This window comes from Polynucleobacter necessarius (assembly GCF_900095175.1).
GTDB classification, from domain to species: Bacteria; Pseudomonadota; Gammaproteobacteria; order Burkholderiales; family Burkholderiaceae; genus Polynucleobacter; species Polynucleobacter necessarius_I.
Map to the genome: position 1 here is coordinate 1,125,026 of NZ_LT606946.1, position 18,568 is coordinate 1,143,593.

15 protein-coding genes and 4 pseudogenes are annotated in these 18,568 nt (G+C 46.4%); 8 read left to right on the plus strand and 11 right to left on the minus strand.

The genetic code is table 11. From position 1 onward, the window contains the following. Positions 1 to 4 precede the first annotated feature (4 nt). Genes guaA through DXE44_RS05875 form a run of 4 tightly spaced genes read right to left on the minus strand, consistent with a single transcriptional unit; the run spans position 5 to position 3,916 of the window. Positions 5 to 1,612 (minus strand): glutamine-hydrolyzing GMP synthase, encoded by a 1,608-nt coding sequence (gene guaA, locus DXE44_RS05860; RefSeq protein WP_114653420.1) that lies wholly within the window; start codon positions 1,610 to 1,612, stop codon positions 5 to 7. Positions 1,613 to 1,648: 36 nt separating this feature from the next. Beyond that, the gene (gene guaB, locus DXE44_RS05865; protein ID WP_114653422.1) at positions 1,649 to 3,115 is read right to left on the minus strand and encodes an IMP dehydrogenase; all 1,467 of its coding nucleotides are present in this window, start codon (positions 3,113 to 3,115) and stop codon (positions 1,649 to 1,651) included. A gap of 26 nt (positions 3,116 to 3,141) precedes the next feature. Then, positions 3,142 to 3,477 carry an RnfH family protein gene (locus tag DXE44_RS05870; RefSeq protein WP_114654371.1) on the minus strand — a complete coding sequence of 112 codons (336 nt, stop codon included), beginning with the start codon at positions 3,475 to 3,477 and terminating at the stop codon, positions 3,142 to 3,144. Between the two features lie 4 nt (positions 3,478 to 3,481). Then, positions 3,482 to 3,916, minus strand: coding sequence for a type II toxin-antitoxin system RatA family toxin (locus DXE44_RS05875; protein WP_114653424.1), 435 nt, complete (start codon positions 3,914 to 3,916; stop codon positions 3,482 to 3,484). A 26-nt stretch (positions 3,917 to 3,942) separates the two neighbouring features. On the opposite strand from DXE44_RS05875, the gene smpB reads away from it, so the two are divergent. The 6 genes and pseudogenes from smpB (at position 3,943) to DXE44_RS05900 (ending at position 8,434) form a co-directional block, all read left to right on the plus strand. After that, positions 3,943 to 4,395: an SsrA-binding protein SmpB gene (gene smpB / locus DXE44_RS05880; RefSeq protein ID WP_114653426.1), complete on the plus strand. Its 453-nt coding sequence runs from the start codon at positions 3,943 to 3,945 to the stop codon at positions 4,393 to 4,395. Between the two features lie 150 nt (positions 4,396 to 4,545). Continuing rightward, positions 4,546 to 5,686, plus strand: a pseudogene (locus DXE44_RS05885) (circularly permuted type 2 ATP-grasp protein); the annotation flags it as partial. A 15-nt stretch (positions 5,687 to 5,701) separates the two neighbouring features. Continuing rightward, positions 5,702 to 6,708 (plus strand): annotated as a pseudogene (locus tag DXE44_RS05890) (alpha-E domain-containing protein). A gap of 8 nt (positions 6,709 to 6,716) precedes the next feature. Next, complete coding sequence (locus tag DXE44_RS10370; RefSeq protein ID WP_197712854.1) at positions 6,717 to 7,229, plus strand: transglutaminase N-terminal domain-containing protein; 513 nt, start codon at positions 6,717 to 6,719, stop codon at positions 7,227 to 7,229. Beyond that, entirely contained in the window at positions 7,223 to 7,513 is a 291-nt protein-coding gene (locus DXE44_RS10375) for a transglutaminase-like domain-containing protein (RefSeq protein WP_197712920.1), read from the plus strand. Before DXE44_RS10370 ends, DXE44_RS10375 begins: the two co-directional genes overlap by 7 nt. A 36-nt stretch (positions 7,514 to 7,549) precedes the next feature. Further along, on the plus strand, positions 7,550 to 8,434 hold the full coding sequence (locus DXE44_RS05900) for a peptidase (protein ID WP_114653428.1): 885 nt from the start codon (positions 7,550 to 7,552) through the stop codon (positions 8,432 to 8,434). A gap of 7 nt (positions 8,435 to 8,441) precedes the next feature. Here DXE44_RS05900 and DXE44_RS05905 read toward each other — a convergent pair whose 3' ends face one another. The 3 genes and pseudogenes from DXE44_RS05905 to DXE44_RS05915 all read right to left on the minus strand — a co-directional run bounded on the left by DXE44_RS05905 (position 8,442) and on the right by DXE44_RS05915 (position 10,997). Next, positions 8,442 to 8,840, minus strand: coding sequence for a VOC family protein (locus DXE44_RS05905; protein WP_114653430.1), 399 nt, complete (start codon positions 8,838 to 8,840; stop codon positions 8,442 to 8,444). Between the two features lie 20 nt (positions 8,841 to 8,860). Beyond that, on the minus strand, positions 8,861 to 9,787 hold the full coding sequence (locus DXE44_RS05910) for a hydroxymethylglutaryl-CoA lyase (protein WP_114653432.1): 927 nt from the start codon (positions 9,785 to 9,787) through the stop codon (positions 8,861 to 8,863). 15 nt (positions 9,788 to 9,802) lie between these two features. Then, a pseudogene (locus tag DXE44_RS05915) lies at positions 9,803 to 10,997 on the minus strand (CaiB/BaiF CoA transferase family protein). Between the two features lie 111 nt (positions 10,998 to 11,108). On the opposite strand from DXE44_RS05915, the gene DXE44_RS05920 reads away from it, so the two are divergent. After that, positions 11,109 to 11,882, plus strand: coding sequence for a LysR family transcriptional regulator (locus DXE44_RS05920; protein WP_231970599.1), 774 nt, complete (start codon positions 11,109 to 11,111; stop codon positions 11,880 to 11,882). Between the two features lie 183 nt (positions 11,883 to 12,065). On the opposite strand, the gene ppsA is transcribed toward DXE44_RS05920, so the two are convergent. Beyond that, a complete protein-coding gene (gene ppsA, locus DXE44_RS05925; RefSeq protein ID WP_114653434.1) occupies positions 12,066 to 14,462 on the minus strand; it encodes a phosphoenolpyruvate synthase in 2,397 nt (798 codons plus the stop codon). Positions 14,463 to 14,566: 104 nt separating this feature from the next. Here ppsA and ppsR point away from each other — a divergent pair. Continuing rightward, a pseudogene (ppsR, locus tag DXE44_RS05930) lies at positions 14,567 to 15,397 on the plus strand (posphoenolpyruvate synthetase regulatory kinase/phosphorylase PpsR). A gap of 102 nt (positions 15,398 to 15,499) precedes the next feature. Here the strand turns inward: ppsR and DXE44_RS05935 are convergent. The 3 genes from DXE44_RS05935 to DXE44_RS05945 all read right to left on the minus strand — a co-directional run bounded on the left by DXE44_RS05935 (position 15,500) and on the right by DXE44_RS05945 (position 18,567). Next, entirely contained in the window at positions 15,500 to 16,486 is a 987-nt protein-coding gene (locus DXE44_RS05935) for an autotransporter outer membrane beta-barrel domain-containing protein (protein WP_114653436.1), read from the minus strand. Continuing rightward, positions 16,476 to 17,582, minus strand: coding sequence for a hypothetical protein (locus tag DXE44_RS05940; RefSeq protein ID WP_114653438.1), 1,107 nt, complete (start codon positions 17,580 to 17,582; stop codon positions 16,476 to 16,478). Before DXE44_RS05940 ends, DXE44_RS05935 begins: the two co-directional genes overlap by 11 nt. 163 nt (positions 17,583 to 17,745) lie before the next feature. Beyond that, positions 17,746 to 18,567: a TrmH family RNA methyltransferase gene (locus DXE44_RS05945; RefSeq protein ID WP_114653440.1), complete on the minus strand. Its 822-nt coding sequence runs from the start codon at positions 18,565 to 18,567 to the stop codon at positions 17,746 to 17,748. Position 18,568 lies beyond the last annotated feature (1 nt).

Consider the following 18,568-nt stretch of genomic DNA (forward strand, 5'->3'; position numbering starts at 1 on the left):
TCGCCTATTCCCACTCAATAGTTGCCGGAGGTTTTCCGCTAATGTCGTAGACCACGCGATTGATGCCGCGCACTTCGTTAATAATGCGATTAGATGCCTTGCCTAGCAAATCATGAGGCAAGTGAGCCCAGTGTGCCGTCATAAAGTCTTGTGTTTGCACTGCTCTGAGCGCAACAACGTATTCATAGGTTCTGCCATCACCCATAACGCCAACAGATTTCACTGGCAAGAACACCGCAAAGGCTTGACTAGTGAGGTCATACCAAGATTTTTGGCTTGCTTCATCAATCGTATTACGCAGCTCTTCAATAAAGATCGCATCTGCACGCTGCAAGAGGCTAGCAAACTCTGCTTTGACTTCACCTAAGATACGCACGCCAAGACCAGGCCCAGGAAATGGATGGCGATACACCATCTCACGTGGCAGCCCTAATGCAACGCCGAGTTCACGCACTTCATCTTTAAATAGCTCACGCAATGGCTCAAGCAGCTTGAGGTGCATATCTTCAGGCAGACCACCCACATTGTGATGACTCTTAATCGTATGCGCGCCCTTCTTACCTTTACCAGCAGACTCAATCATGTCTGGATAAATAGTTCCCTGAGCAAGCCACTTGGCATTTTGAATCTTGCCAGACTCAGTTTGAAAGATCTCAACGAATTCTTTACCAATAATTTTGCGCTTAGCTTCTGGATCCGAAACCCCGGCAAGCTCAAACATAAATTTATCTTTAGCATCTACTCGAATCACTTTGACGCCGAGATTACGAGCAAACATTTCCATCACCATGTCGCCTTCGTTTAAGCGAAGCAAACCATGATCAACAAATACGCAGGTGAGTTGCTCACCAATCGCACGATGGATTAATGCAGCCGCTACGCTAGAGTCGACGCCACCAGATAAGCCAAGAATAACTTCTTCATCACCAACTTGTTTGCGAATATGCTCAACTGCTTCGCTAATGTAGTCACCCATCACCCAATCTGGTTTACACTGACAGATCTCATGGACAAAGCGACTCAAAATAGCCTCGCCTTGTAAGGTGTGAGTTACTTCTGGATGGAACTGGAATGCATAGAAACGGCGCTCTTCATCAGCCATGCCCGCAATCGGACAAGACTCTGTTGAAGCCATTAACTTAAATGCTGGTGGCATGGTCGTTACTGAATCGCCGTGGCTCATCCACACTTTGAGAATGCCGTGGCCTTCACTAGTGGAAAAGTCTTGTATGCCTTTAAGTAAATTGGTGTGCCCATGGGCACGCACTTCGGAGTAACCAAACTCGCGTGCCTTACCTAAAGACTCGGCAGAAGCAACTGCACCACCAAGTTGGGTTGCCATAGTTTGCATGCCATAGCAAATACCAAGAACAGGAACGCCTAATTCAAAAACGATTTGTGGTGCCCGAGGACTTCCGTCTTCAGTAACAGAGCTTGGCCCACCTGAAAGAATGATTCCTTTACCACCCTGCTCTTGAATGAACTGACGAATAAATTCTGGATCACAATCGTAGGGATGGATTTCAGAATAGACACGCGCATCACGCACGCGCCTGGCAATTAATTGGGTGACTTGTGAACCAAAGTCGAGAATCAGTATTTTGTCGTGCACGAAAGGATCACCTTAAATTCAGCCTGCTTTTACTTCTTAATCAATGTGGTAATTCGGGGCTTCCTTCGTGATCTTCACATCATGAACGTGTGACTCACGCACACCCGCTGAAGTGATTTCCACAAAATTCGCTTTTTCATGAAGCTCATCAATCGTCTTGCAACCCAAGTAGCCCATTGAAGAACGGATGCCACCAGTCAGTTGATGCAAGATAGCAAGGGCGCTACCCTTGTAAGGCACTTGACCTTCAATACCCTCAGGCACCAGCTTCTCGGCGTTGGCTGCGCTGATATCACTTTGGAAGTAACGATCTGCAGAACCATCAGCCATTGCACCTAAAGAACCCATGCCGCGATAGCTCTTGTATGAACGACCCTGATACAAGAACACTTCACCTGGAGCTTCTTCAGTACCAGCAAACATACCGCCCATCATGACGGAGCTTGCGCCAGCAGCTAAGGCTTTTGCAACATCTCCAGAGTAACGTACACCGCCGTCAGCAATTAAAGGAATGCCTGTACCCTTGAGTGCGGCAGCCACATTCACAATCGCGCTAATTTGAGGAACACCTACACCCGCAACAATTCGGGTTGTGCAAATGGAGCCTGGGCCAATACCCACCTTAACGCCATCAGCACCATGATCAGCTAATGCTTTAGCGGCATCGCCAGTAGCAATGTTTCCGCCAATGACTTGCACGTGAGGGTAATTTTTCTTAACCCATTTGACGCGATCTAAAACACCTTGGCTATGTCCGTGAGCAGTATCAACCACAATCACATCAACGCCTGCACGAACTAAAAGTTCAATTCGCTCATCGTTGTCAGGACCTACGCCAACAGCTGCACCAACGCGCAATTTACCTTCGCTATCTTTGCAAGCATTTGGATGCTCAGTAGCTTTCAGAATATCTTTAACAGTGATGAGGCCGCGCAATTCAAACTTGTCGTTGACTACCAGCACGCGCTCTAAGCGATGCTGACTCATTAAGCGCTTCGCTTCTTCTAGTGAGCAACCTTCTTTAACCGTAATCAAGCGCTCACGTGGAGTCATCTTCGTTTTTACTGGCGCATCTAAGTCTTCTTCGAAGCGCAAGTCGCGGTTAGTAATAATTCCCACTACCTCTTTACCAGTTAACACTGGGAATCCAGAGAAACCATGCTCACGAGAAAGTTGGATCACTTGACGAAGCGTAGCATCGGGACCTACCGTAATAGGATCACGCAAAATACCGGATTCGTAACGCTTGACCTTGGCCACTTCCCTAGCCTGTTCAGCAGGCTTGAGATTTTTGTGAACAATACCAATACCACCTTCACTGGCCATGGCAATAGCCAAACGACCTTCAGTGACGGTATCCATCGCAGCGGACACCAATGGTGTATTGAGTGAAATATCTCGAGTTAACTTACTTGCCAAGCTGGCATCTCGAGGGAGTACCGAAGAATAAGCCGGTACAAGGAGCACATCGTCAAAAGTGAGTGCTTTTTGAATGAGTCGCATGCAAAACCCCTAGTCGCAAAAAAAGATTATAGCCTCCTAGCCTTTCTTTTAGCTGCGGCAGCTTGGAATTTGGCATTCTGGTTCTGGTTAGCCTTTTTACGGCGGACAGCCTTAGGGTCGACCAGAAGAGGTGAATACAGCTCAAGACGATCGCTGTCATAAATAGGGCTATCCCAGTCCTTGCGCTTGCCAAAGACACCAAAACAGCCTTTTCTAGCTAAGACAGGATCATCAGAGCCTTGAGCGATTCCGGCTTTCACTAAGGCTAGGCCCACTGTGGGAGCCTCTGGGGGCGATAAATGAAGTGTGAAGGGCTTTAATTTGGGTTCACCTAGGCGCGCATCGCAAATCAAAATTTCCATAGACTTACTTACTATCAAGGTCTTCAGCCCGCTTGACGAAGCAATCCACAAAGGTACCGGCTATATGGCCAAACACATGTCCAATGATCTTATCGAGGATGACGCTCTTAAACTCCCAATGGAGCTTGAATTCCACCTTACAGGCATCCTCCTTGAGGGGAATAAAGTTCCATTGCCCAGAAAAATGCTTGAATGGGCCATCTACAAAGACCATATCGATGGTTTCAGGACGGTGATTGATGTTTCGAGTATGAAAGTATTGATCAATACCCTTAAAGTGAATATTGATTTTGGCATCCAAAACAGTCTCGGTTTGCTCAAAAATTTCCACGCCGCCGCACCAGGGTAAGAACTCTGGGTAGCGTGCAACGTCAGTTACCAAGCCATACATGCGGTCGACTGATTGGCCAATTAAAACGGTCTTGTAGACGTCTGCCATAATCGATCTTGAGAAGCTAAATAAACATGAGTATCGTCGATAACAAAAAAGCCTTCTTCGATTATTTTATCGAGGAACGGTTCGAGGCAGGACTGGTTCTGAAAGGCTGGGAAGTAAAAGCCATCCGCGCCGGTCGAGTCCACATTAAAGAAGCGTATGTTGTCATCCGTCGGGCGGAGCTATTCCTGATCGGCTGTCACATCACCCCCCTGCTATCAGCCTCTACTCACATCGTTCCTGACAGTACCCGCACCCGAAAACTCTTGCTCAATGCCATTGAGATTAAAAAGCTTATCGGTAAAGTGGAGCAAAAGGGCTACACCCTCGTCCCACTAAATCTGCATTTCTCCAAAGGAAATGTAAAGTGTGAAATCGGGCTGGCTCGAGGCAAGAAACAGCACGACAAACGCGCAGCAACTAAAGAGCGTGAATGGGAAGTCCAAAAAGGGCGAATTGCCAGAGGCGACCTCAACGCCTAAGACCTGGAGTAGGCTTCTTATCCATTAATGCACCAATAAAGTGCATAGAGCACCAAACTACCACATTCCCACCATAGCAGTTAACCCCGAAGGCATTAGTTTGTAACTATGAAATTGCCTTTTGACGAAATGCTCGACGCCAGCGGAAAAGCGCTCAATCGGTTTATTTATGACGTCTATCACGAAGAAGAAATTATCAAAGCGGGGATCATTCCAGCCGAGCAAATTTATAACAACGCGCAATATCGTCCGGAGATGCGTAACGTTAGTGTGCCGCGAGATATCTACGCCCAGATCGCTGGAATCGATATCGTGCGCGCTGGCGAAGGCGAGTTCTACGTTCTAGAAGATAACTTACGCGTTCCATCCGGCGTCTCTTATATGGTTGAAGACCGCAAGATGATGATGCGCCTCTTCCCTGATCTGTTTCAGAAATATCGAGTTGCGCCCGTCGAGCACTACCCCGATTTTCTACTGGAGTGTCTGAAGTCCGTTAAACCGGATGATGTCAAAAAAACCCAATGTCGTAGCACTTACACCAGGCATGTATAACTCTGCCTATTTTGAGCATAGCTACCTTGCCCAGCAAATGGGCGTTGAGTTGGTTGAAGGCAAAGATTTATTTGTGAAGAACGAGCAAGTGTTTATGCGCACTACTCAAGGCCCCGAGCGTGTGGATGTGATTTATCGCCGCGTTGATGATGATTTCTTAGATCCGCTCGCATTCCGCTCCGATTCCACATTGGGAGTTGCTGGATTACTCTCTGCACATCGCACAGGCAATGTGACATTGGCCAATGCGATTGGTACTGGCATTGCCGATGACAAGTCCATCTACCCTTATGTACCAGACATGATTGAGTTCTATTTGGGTGAGAAACCGATTCTGAATAATGTACCGACCTTCCAATGTCGTAAGCCAGATGATCTCGCCTACACCTTAGCCAATTTGGACAAGCTGGTAGTAAAGCTAACGCACGGTGCTGGCGGCTATGGCATGTTGGTTGGACCAGCATCCTCCAAAGCAGAGATAGAAGAGTTCCGCGGTCATCTGATTGCCAATCCAGATAGATATATTGCCCAACCAACACTCGCACTCTCTACGTGCCCAACCTTTGTTGAGTCTGGCGTTGCACCCCGCCATATTGATTTACGACCATTTGTTTTATCCGGGAAAACAATCAAGATGGTTCCGGGCAGCCCTACTCGCGTTGCGCTCAAAGAAGGTTCTTTAGTCGTGAACTCCTCGCAGGGTGGCGGCACTAAAGACACCTGGGTTCTAGAAGAATAAAAGGGATAAGTAACTATGTTGAGTCGTACCGCTGATTGCCTTTACTGGATGGCCCGCTACACAGAACGCGCAGAAAATACTGCTCGCATGTTGGACGTGAATCACCAAACCTCCCTACTCCCGCAGCCTGCAGAATTTTTAGAACAAAGCTGGAAGAAGTTACTCACCATCTCGAAGCTCGAAGAATCGTTCTTGATGAAATACGATGTAGTCACTCGTGAGAATGTCTTAGATTTCATGATCTATGAAACTAGCAATCCTTCCAGCATCGTGTCTTGCTTGTTTGCTGCTCGTGAGAATGCTCGCGTTATACGAGGCAAGATTACCTCTGAAGCATGGGAAACTCAAAACACGACTTGGTTAGAGTTGCAACGCATTCTTGAGGCCCGCAATCAAGCTGACCCCAACAGATTACTAGAATGGGTAAAGCATCGTTGCCATCTATTTAGAGGCGTTATGCATGGCACCATGCTCAAGAATGAAGCCTTCTACTTTATGAATGTTGGTACACTACTAGAAAGGGCTGATAACACCGCACGTATTTTAGAAACTAAATATGAAGGTCAAGCAGTGCTTAAGGGATTGCGATCCAATAAAAAAATAAGTCAGTTGACGGTGATGTCTCTGAAGTGATTGATGGGGCCGATGGCAACTTCTTTGATTTTTATCACTGGGCCGCTCTACTTCGCTCAGTTTCTGCTTTTGAGATCTATCGTCAAATCTACTCTGATCAAGTGACTCCCAAGCAAGGAGCTCAACTCTTGATTTTTAATAAGCAGATGCCACGCTCATTAGTGTGCTGCGTCAATGAGCTTATTCCTCTGATTGCAGAGATGAAGAACCAGCAATCCAAAGAAATTGAACGCCTCCTGGGTAAGCTCAAGGCAAGCCTGGACTACTCCGATATTGATGAGGTCTTCTCGCAGGGCTTAGAGGAGTTTATTGAAGAATTCTTAGAGCGCATTAATCATATTGCTGATGAATTCAGTAATGCATACCTTATTCCATTAGCTGTAGCTTAAAGATCGCCATGCACCTGAAGATTCGTCACCGCACAGAATACCGCTATGAAACACCGGTCCGCTACTCTATTCAAGAGCTGCGACTCACGCCACCCGATGTAGCCAGCCAAACAATTGATAAGTGGAAAGTCAGCACCCCCATTAAGGCAAGCACTTCGCTGGATGCTTTTGGAAACTTGTACAGTGTTTTTGTGCAAGAGAATGCATACACCTCCATGATGATTGAGGCTGAAGGCGAAGTGCATACGCAAGATGCTTTTGAATTTACGGACGAAGCGAAAGCTGTCTCTCCTTACCACCTACTTCAACAAACAAATTTGACTGAGCCTACAGCAGAGATGCTGGAGTATTTTGCAGCCTCCCTTCCCAAGAAAAACTCAATTGATCAGGTTTTAGCCTTAGCCGCCTCAGTACAAGAGTCTATTCTGTACTCACCAGGGCAAACTAATTTTGCAACCACTGCTGCGCAATCCTTTGCCATGAATCCGGGGTTTGCCAAGATCATGCGCACATCATGCTAGGTCTGTGTCGTGCCTCAGGCATTCCGGCACGTTATGTCAGCGGCTATTTCTTTACCAAAGATGCACCTAACCTCGCAAGCCATGCTTGGATTGATTTCTGCACCGACATTGATAAAGGCCTATGGACCAGTATTGATATCACCAATGCCTGCTTTACCGATGCACGTCATGTTCGCCTAGCGATTGGCAGGGACTACTACTCGGCAGCACCTGTCAAAGGAGTTCGCTCTGGCGGAGGTGGCGAAGAGTTAAGCGCCAGCATCTCGATTACCCAAGCCAAGTAAGAGATAATCCAGAGAAATAATTAAAGGGGTTGCAGGATGACGCATTGCGTTGGGCTTTGCCTAAAGGATGGCTTGGTGTTTTTGTCAGATACCCGCACTAATGCGGGCGTTGATCAGATCGGCACCTTTAGAAAGATGTCTTTATTCCAGAAGGATAAAGATCGCTTTTTCACCCTCATGAGCGCTGGCAATCTTGCAATAACTCAGGCTGTGAAAGAAATCCTATTACAAGGCCAACTTCTGAATGGGAAGAATCTGTGGAATGTAGAGAGCACTCACGATGCAGCCGTTGTCATTGGGGATGCCATCAAGCAGGTTTACGACCGGGATCACAAAGCACTGGAAAAAGCAGGTATTGATTTCAATTGCAATCTGATCTTTGGTGAACAGATTAAGGGTGAGCGTCCACGACTTTTTAACATCTATTCAGCCGGCAACTTTATTGAGGCTACACCTGAAACTTGTTACTTCCAGATTGGTGAGTCTAAATATGGCAAGCCAATCTTAGACAGGGTCATTAGCTTTGATACTCCACTCAATCTAGCGACCAAGTGCGCCCTCATCTCAATGGATTCGACACTCAACAGTAATATCTCTGTTGGCCTGCCGCTAGACCTCATGGTTTACGAAAAGAACTCATTGCAAGTTAGCAAGCTGGTTACGATGGACGAATCCAACCCCTACTTCCAGATGATTCATCAATTGTGGGGCGAGAAATTACGCGCTGCATTTAACTCTATTGCAGAGCCCAGCTGGTCAGGAGCAACCCCCTCCCGCTCGATTGCATCTCCTGCCAAGAAGATGGGTGCAGTACCGATTCATCGAGCCGCTAAAAAAATTCCAATTAAAGCCAAGAAAGAATCTTCTAAACCCATCAGCAAGAATCCAAAAGCTATATCAAAGACCCGAAGTAGAGTCTAATCAATCCTTAGCCGGGATAGATTTCGCTGATCTCAATTAAATTGAGATTGGGGCCGCGTACATAGACAGAATTGATTTTTGAAGTTGCGCCTGTTCTGATAATGGGGCCCTCAATAATTGGCCATCCCCCTTTATTCAATTGTGAAATCACTGCTGTTAATGGACGGTCTGCGATAAAGCAAAGATCCTGGGATCCTGGTGTTGGAAAATTCGCTTTAGGCTCGAACTCTTTACCCTTGATATGCAAATTAATTTTCTGAGTGCCAAACTTAAATGCCTTATGCTCAACAGGTGGTGTTCCCCCAATAAAGGACTCTAACTTCATCCCCAGCACGCGAGTGTAGAAGTCAACGCATGCAGCTTCATTTGCTGTCGTTAATACCAAGTGGTCGAGATGATCAATCATATATCGTCCAATCTGATTTTCTAACGCAATTGGTCAACATAATCTGGGGCTGGATGCAGGTCACAAGCGCTTCCAGCTTTAGCAACTTGACCTGGCACAGGGTGTCCAACAATCAAAGGCAACTCCCTCGCTAAATGAATTAACCTTGGGATATCAATACCAGTGTCATACCCCATGGCATCCAGCATATAAATTGCATCTTCGCTGGAAATATTTCCACTGGCTCCGGGAGCGTATGGGCATCCACCTAAACCTCCAAGCGATCCATCAAAACGCGTAATGCCAGATTGCGCTGCTGCTAATACATTGGCAAGCCCCATTCCTCTGGTGTTATGAAAATGCATCGTAAGTTGTAGGTTCGGAAATCGCTTTTGTAAAGCCTCTGACATTTTCGCCACCTGTTTAGGATTCGCCATACCAGTTGTGTCGCAAATCGTTAAGCCTCGAACCCCAAGATCAGCAAAGCGCTTAGCAAACTCCCCCACTACATTTTCCGGCACCTCTCCCTCCATAGGACAACCAAAACAGGTAAATAAAGAAACATTAATAGGCGTCCTTCCATCAACATATTTGATAACTTCTGCCAACCCTGAAAAACTCTTTTCCCTTGTCATCCGAAGATTGGCAAGGTTATGCGTCTCTGAAGTCGACATTACTAGATTAAATTCATCTGCACGAGGCTCAAAAGCACGCTCAGCTCCACGCAAGTTAGGCACTAAGGCTGTGTATTCAACCCCGGGAACTCGCTGGATTTTTCCCATGACTTCCTCAGCGTCCCGGAGCATCGGTATCGCCTTAGGTGAGGTGAATGAGGTCACCTCAATCTTGGCAAAACCGCATTGACTCAACTCATCAATGAGTCGAACTTTATCTTCTGTCGGGATAAAACTTGGCTCAATCTGAAAGCCATCCCTTGTCACTACGTCATTGAAATAAATTCTAGTCATGCGCTTCTCTTTTCATCATTTAGTAAATGCAACACCGCGCGCCTTGAGTGATGCTACCTGTGAGTCGCTCAAGCCAATATCACGTAATATTTCTTCAGTATTTTCACCAATATCAGGCGCTAATGTTTTGATTGAACCAGGGGGTGCGGGAAAGCTTCGGAAAAACACCAGGAACATCCACACTCGTTCCATCTTGCATCTTGATGGTCTCGATATTGCCTCGAGCTTTGTAGTGCGGATCCTTTGCGATATCGGCTACCGTATAGATTCTTCCCGCTGGAACTGCTACAGAATCTAAGGCCTCTAATGCCAAATCAGTACTCACCATTTTGGCCCACTCGCCAATTACCTGATCAAGCTCTATAACGCGCTTGACCCGCCCATCATTATTTTCTAATTCTGGATCATCCCCCAAATCCTCGCGACCAATCAACTTCATCAGTCGCTTAAAAATACTATCCCCGTTGCCGGCAATCAGAATGTAACCGCCATCTGCACATAAGTAGACATTTGTTGGCGCAATTCCCGGAAGTGCACTGCCCGCAGCCTGCCTTACCTCACCAAATGCGCTGTACTCAGGCAAGAGACTTTCCATGCAATTAAAAACTGCTTCATAAAGGGCAATATCTATCACCTGACCCTTCCCACTCTGATGACGCTCTTGTAGGGCCATCAAAATGCCGATAACCCCATGCAAAGAAGCCAATGTATCGCCAATGCTAATTCCTACACGAACGGGAACCCTTCCAGGCTCAGCTGTTAAGTGGCGCAAACCACCCATTGCCTCCGCTACAACTCCAAAGCCAGGCTTATCCCTGTATGGGCCGGTTTGGCCATACCCACTAATTCTGAGAACAATTAAGCGAGGATTGATTTTGAGCAGCTCACTTGGGTCAAGCCCCCAACCCTCTAAGGTCCCTGGACGAAAACTTTCAATCAAGATATCTGCATCTTTTGCAAGCGTTCTGATAATATCTTGCGCCTCTAGTTGTTTCAAATCCAAAGAAAGAGAGCGTTTATTACGAGACTGCACTTGCCACCAAATGGAAGTGCCATCTTTTAGCAATCGCCACTTGCGCAGAGCATCGCCCACCTTGGGCGACTCAATCTTGACAACGTCTGCCCCAAAGTCTGCTAAGGTTTTAGCGGCAAATGGTCCAGCAATGAGCTGACCCATTTCAATTACTTTCAGACCGGATAATGGCTCCATGAGGCCTCCTTGTTTGCAATCTCAACAACATAATGCCCAATTTAAACCTTGTAAATTGCTATCCCAAGGGGCAGCCTTCTCATTTTGCGAAGGCTTGGCTAGAATAAACCTATGAAGCTCTACATCAACCCCGCCAGAATCGACTTTGTCACCCTTAAGCTCTTTTGCGCCACGGCCCAGTCAGGAAGCATCACCAAAGGTGCTGCAGAATGTAATCTAGCGCTATCAGCTGCAAGCAGAAGAATTTCAGAACTAGAAGATGTGATTGGTAATGCACTCTTAGAGAGAGGTGCCAAGGGGGTGACGCTGACCCAAGCTGGTCACGCAGTAATGCAACATGCTCTTCGTCTTTATCAAGGATTTGAACAATTTAGCGAAGAATTAGGTGCATATGCAAGCGGCACCAAAGGGCACGTTCGACTCTGGGCAGATATGTCAGCCTTAACAGAGTTTCTACCCGCCACATTGGCCAGCTTTCTAAAAGCACACCCTGAAATTCAAGTAGATCTTGAAGAGCAACTCAGCGGGGATATTGTGAAGTCCTTGCTAGACGGCATTTCAGATATGGGTGTGTTTGCTGAAGGTGCGCCCACTGCCGGATTAAGTGCCCATATTATTGGTCATGATGAGTTAGTGATTATTTGCAGTAAATCACACCCACTCAAAAGCAGAAAGAAAATTGCTTTTGAAGAATGTCTTGATTACGATATTGTGGGCTTAAATCGAGGAAGCTCGTTATTAGAACTAACTTCCAGATCAGCTGAGCGTCTTGGCAAACCAATGCGACTCAGAATCCAAGTTCGAAGCTATGACGCCATGTGTCAAATGATTGCGGTTAACTTAGGCGTCGGCGTGAAGCTTGTGAATCTCAAATCAAGGCAATGAACTTGGGATATATCAAGCTCAGCGACCCTTGGGCAAAACGTAATTTATTGCTAGCAAGCAAAGAAGGTGTCACCCTATCCCCCGCATCAACCCTTTTAAGAACATATCTTATTCAGGCGCTCGCTAATAAAATAGGGCGCAAATACATTGCGCCCTATTTTATTAGCTAGAAAGAAGTTGAACTTATTTCTTGCCCAACATTTCCCAAGCAGCAACTACGCTATCAGGATTAAGGGAGATTGAGGTAATCCCCTTAGCAACCAACCAACGCGCAAAGTCTGGGTGGTCTGAAGGACCTTGACCGCAAATACCAACATATTTATTTTGCTTACGGCAAGCCTCAATGGAGCGGGTAATCATGAACTCAACCGCAGGATCGCGCTCATCAAAGTCAATTGCCAGCAATTCCATACCGGAGTCACGATCTAGACCCAGTGTTAACTGAGTCATATCGTTTGAACCGATTGAAAATCCATCAAAATGCTCGAGGAATTGATCGGCCAAAATTGCATTGGAAGGAATCTCGCACATCATGATTAGGCGTAAACCTTTTTCGCCACGCTTGAGGCCAAACTTCGCCATCATATCGATCACGCGCTCAGCTTGCTTAATGGTACGGACAAATGGAACCATGATCTCAACGTTATCCAAGCCCATATCTTCACGAACACGCTTCATTGCGGCGCACTCTAAGGCAAAGGCTTCGCCGAAATCTGCTGATACGTAACGGGAAGCGCCACGGAAACCCAGCATTGGATTCTCTTCATCCGGCTCATAACGTGAACCGCCGATCAGTTTTTTGTACTCGTTTGACTTAAAGTCAGACAAGCGAACGATTACTGGTTTTGGATAGAAAGCGGCAGCAATCGTTGCCACACCCTCAACCAATTTATCTTCATAGAACTGACGTGGGCTTGCATAGCCACGAGCAACACTTTCAACAGCGCGCTTGAGATCGGGATCAATGTTTGGGTACTCCAATACAGCACGTGGATGCACTCCAATGTAGTTATTGATGATGAACTCAAGACGAGCCAGGCCAACACCCGCATTTGGGATTTGGCAGAAATCGAACGCTAACTGAGGATTACCAATATTCATGGTGATCTTAACTGGGATCTCTGGCAATACTCCACGAGATACTTCAGTCACTTCAGTTTCAATCAAGCCATCATAAATGTGACCTTCATCGCCTTCTGCGCAAGAGACAGTAACCATCATGCCGTCTTGCAAATGCTCAGTCGCATCTCCGCAACCGACCACCGCTGGAACACCCAACTCACGAGCAATAATCGCTGCGTGACAAGTACGGCCGCCGCGATTAGTCACAATCGCGGAAGCGCGCTTCATGACTGGCTCCCAGTTAGGGTCAGTCATATCCGCAACCAAGACGTCACCTGGCTGTACACGATCCATCTCGCTTGGATCGCGAATTACTCGTACTGGACCTGCACCAATCTTTTGACCAATTGCACGACCTTTGGCCAGAACCTTAGAGGCGCCCTTGAGTTTGTAACGCATCTCCACTTGACCAGCAGCCTGACTCTTCACCGTCTCTGGACGTGCTTGCAGAATATAAATACGGCCATCTTGACCATCTTTACCCCACTCGATATCCATTGGACGACCGTAGTGCTTCTCAATAATGACGGCATATTTTGCTAACTCAGTGATGTCTGCATCTTCTAATGAAAAACGATTGCGTTTTTCTGGAGCCACATCCACAGTCATCACCTTCTCAGCAGAACCTGCTGGGGCGAATTGCATCTGAATTAACTTGGAGCCTAAAGAGCGGCGAATAATCGCCTTCTTGTCTTGTGCCAATGTCGTTTTGAATACGTAGAACTCATCTGGGTTAACTGCACCCTGCACTACCGTCTCACCTAAGCCATAGCTAGAAGTGATGAATACGACATTCTCAAAGCCAGATTCGGTATCCAGAGTAAACATCACGCCAGCTGCGCCTAGGTCTGAGCGCACCATACGTTGGATACCAGCAGATAAGGCCACTTCAGCATGAGCAAAACCCTTGTGAACGCGGTAAGAAATCGCACGATCGTTATACAAGGATGCGAATACTTCACGAATCTTCTTCAGAACATCATCAATACCCTCGACGTTCAAGAAAGTTTCTTGCTGTCCAGCAAATGAAGCATCAGGTAAATCTTCTGCAGTTGCAGAGGATCGCACTGCAAAAGAGCCTTTGCCAGAATCATCTAATTTTTTAAATGCCGTACGAATCTCTTCGTCAAGACGTGGTTGAAACGGGGCAGTTTCAATCCAGCCGCGGATCTCTTTACCAGCTTCAGCTAGAGCACGCACATCATCAATATTCAGGCTCTCCAAACGCTTCTGGATGTGCTCAGTCAGATTGTTGTGCTCTAAGAAATCACGAAATGCCAATGAGGTCGTTGCAAATCCAGTAGGTACACGTACACCCGTAGATGACAACTGAGAAATCATTTCACCGAGTGAGGCGTTTTTACCACCGACTGACTCAACATCGGTCATCCGGAGTTGCTCAAAAGGCAAAACATAGGCATTGACTACGTTGCTACTTTGTTGCTGTTGGTTGGACATAAAATACTCTCAGATAAGGAAACTGGTCGAGCGGCCGAATACAATACGACATACTTCATTAACTTCATATTGTAGTGCTGACCACGACTTTTTAGGCCAATCTCATGTCTACCCAAGCCCGTATTGTTTTTATCGTTTCTGTGATGGCACCGGAATTACCGCCGAAAACTTCAGTCAGTCGATTTTGGCCCAATTTGAGGCCATTTTTAAGCACATTCGGGTACCTTTTGTAGATAGGCCCTGAAAAAGCGCATGATGCCGTTTCCAGCATCAATCAGGCAGCCTCGAAATATGGGGTTCAGCCCATTGTTTTCACCACTTTGGTGAATCCCGAGCTTAACAAGATTGTCGGCAAGGCTAATGGCTTGATTCTGGATATGTTTCAGACCTTCGTGGCCCCTTTGGAACAAGCGCTGGGCGTTAAATCGACCCATGCCATGAACCGCCTTCATCACAATGCAGATACTGAGGCCTATAAAAACCGTATTGAGGCCATCAATTACTCCTTAGCACACGATGATGGTCAATCAAACAAGAACCTCGCCGAGGCTGATGTTATTTTGGTGGGCATTTCTCGGGTAGGCAAAACACCAACTAGCCTATATTTAGCAATGCAATATGGGATGAAAGCAGCTAACTACCCCCTCATTCCTGAAGATTTTGAACGTGGGCAATTACCAAAAGATTTGATTCCCTATCGCAATAAGATTTTTGGCTTAATGATTGATGCTGAACGCTTATCCGAGATCCGCAATGAGCGACGCCCAGGCAGTAACTATGCCAAGTTAGAAAACTGTCGCTATGAAATCAATGAAGCCACCGCCATGATGAAAAAAGAATCTATTCCTTGGGTAGCTACAACCAGTAAATCGATTGAAGAGATTGCTACCACTGTATTGCAATCTATTAAGTCGGACAAAACAATACTAGGCTAGAAAAGTATTCTTCAAGGTCTACTTTCGACCCATAAGCGACGGCGGCAGAAAACAAAAAAACCCACCGAAGCGGGTTTCTTATCTAAATCTAATCGGCTTTACTTACAAACCAATCGTATAAGTCGCCATCACAGTGGTTGTAGAGACGGCTTGATATGGTTCTTGACGATAGATTCCAGTCAATCCGATGCGTTGATTCTTCTCAACATCATAGGTAGCCCCTAGCGTTGCTGTTGGGCGAGTCTTTACTGGATTGGCATTGAAATTAATCGGAGTTAGCCCAGCTATTCCAGTTGCTGAGTAAGTGCCGTTGCTGGTGTTGGTATCTGTTTCAACGCCAGCGCTAGCAAAGAGAGTCGCTTGCGGGATGAACCTGTATTGAGCGCCAACACCAGCTAGTGCTGTTGTTGCATTGGTATTGAGTGATGAGTAGGCCAGTGGCGCAGTAACAGTGGCAGATGCGCCTTCTATATAGCCGCCCATATTGTTTTGTGTATAACGCATACCAACATATGGACTCACGATAACGTTCTCAACAACACCAAAGCCATACTTAGCTACTACTTGCGCGCCTTGGCTATTAAGTTGGGATGAGCCGGAACCTGCTTCAGAAGTACCCACTACAGGACGAGTAACGGTAGTATTCTTTTGCCCATAAGCAGCAGAGATCTTGACTTCGGCACCCTTGCCATCTAAGCGTTCATTCCAGGCACCAAAGAGACCAATGAGTGGTGTGTTGTTACCCAAGTTCACTGTAGAGCCTGCATTATTCACAGACAAGTTCTGATCTGCGTAAGCGCCTACACGAACTGATGGTATTACACGATAAGCGGCAATCAATAATGCGCTGGTATTATTTAAACCATTGGCTGCTGATACGGCAGTATTACGACCGCCAGCGGAGACGCATACATTATTAGCGCCAAACACATTACAGTCATAAGAGAAGCTATTGGCGAGAACAGTGTTTTGTAGGGTGAAAGTATTTTGCAGGGCTGAAGCAGTATTGACGAGAGATTGTTGTGTGTCAGTGGTTGAGGCACCATTAATGACTAAGTCCCAAACACTTCCAGAGGAATTAATCAGCACCCAGGTAAAGCCATTGTAATTTCCTGACGTTACCACCAAGGTTTGAAGATGCAACCCCTGAGAGCACTGAAGAGTATGTGCCCTTGTTGATTGTAGAGCCAGAGTAGATGCCAAAAATCATTGAACCAGTAAGGCTGGTTCCGAATAATTGGCCATAGTTAGCAGCATTATTAATGATGATATTGTAATTTGCAGGTAGCTCAAATTTATAAGTAAGTGCCGTTGTTGCAGCAGTTGAGGCATTTCCACCCTGAGCATTATTTAGAGTTGTGATAGTGCCGGAGTTTCGAATTCCATATCCGATGGTGGTGGAGACGCCAGAAACGGTGCCAGCAGTAATGCTTCCAGTATTTGTTAGGGTTGTGATGATGCGACTGTTATCAATTCCAGTTCCACCCGCGTTATTAGTACCCCCACTCGCATTTCCGCCAGTGATACTGCCACTATTGGTAAGCAAGGTAATCGTCTGAGAATTATTATTAAATCCACTCCCAGCGTAGGTATTTGCCGTACTAGTTCCAATGGCATTTCCGCCGGCGATACTTCCGGAGTTATTAATAAATGCAGTGGTAGAGGCGCCATTAGTAAAGAGCCCATAACCCCCAAAAGTATTGCTATCGCTGGAACTTCCAGCACCTCCAGTTATCGACGCCGAATTGGTAATGCCGCTCAAATTACCCCATGAACTAAAACCATAACCACCAGTCGATCCATTGCCACTAGCAGCTCCACCAGTAATACTGCCGGTATTAACAACAGAAAAAATGGTTGAAAGTATTGCGCCACTAACTCCATACCCCCCAGTACTTGCAACACCAGAGGCAATCCCACCCAAAATAACACCGTCATTGACAATGGTTGAGTTTGCACTAGCACTAATACTCAAAGCTGTAACGCCAGCACTATTAGTAATTTCACCACCCAGTAAGACTTGCACTGACGATGGATTGCTAGTCAATGTAACACCCGAGCTACAGGTCTGACCAGCGGCTACGGAGGCATTTGGATTGGAGCAAGTCTGGCCAAGAGCGTTGCAACTTGCCCCAAGCAAAGCAGCTATGAAAATGCATGAAGACTTTATGTTTAAGAATTTCATAACTCTTTATTGATTGGTAGCCTTGGGTTTGCTGCAGGGCTAGTTTTTATCATTTCAGATTATGCCTGCTCATCACGCTGGTGAATACAGATGTCATAAGTACTCACCTGAAATACAACGACTCTTGTTAGCCGAAAGCAGATAATCGAGTAAAGACTGCTGCCTAAGCGCGCCTCACCCTGAGGGTCTCAAACAAGCAAACTGCTGCAGCAGTCGATACATTGAGCGATTCAACTCTTGGATCAATTGGGATTGATACGCCTTTAGCCTGAGCCATCAGGTCTTCAGAAATGCCCTGTCCTTCACTTCCCATCACCCAAGCAACTGGATGAATCAATACCTTGGGCATATTGAAGAGATCTAACTCACCATCAGCAGTTACAGCTAGTAAAGGCGCTGTTACCGCGCTCAGCACTTGTGGGGTTGACCAACCCTCATACAGATCTAGCAAACGATGAGCACCCATACCAGCCCGCAATACCTTGCTTGACCACAGATGGGCACAACCCGTTAATGCGATTACTTGAGTAAAGCCAGCTGCTGCTGTGCGCAAAATAGAGCCCACATTCCCAGCATCCTGAATACGATCCAAAATAATCACATCGCCAGAAATCGTCGCAACCGACTTTTGGGGGTTTAATGCAGTATCAGGAAGATCCAGCAATCCCGCAATTTGCGGAGCATTTACCAAATCACTGAGCAATTCCCATAAGCCTTTATCCAGCTGATAAACCCGAGTATCAAGACAAATTTCTACATGGTCATATACAGCTTGAGCAATCTCTGGGTTTTGTAAACCTAACTCTGAGGTAATTAAGGTCTTGAGTCCTGAATTGCCTACCCAGGTTTGCACTAAATGAATGCCTTCTAGCAAAGCCTGACCACAAGCAAATCTCGCCTTCTGACCTTTGGGGCCGGTGGCTTGTAATTGACGTATCTCCTTAAACAGGGAATTGTCTTTTGAGCTGATAAATTCCATTTTCATA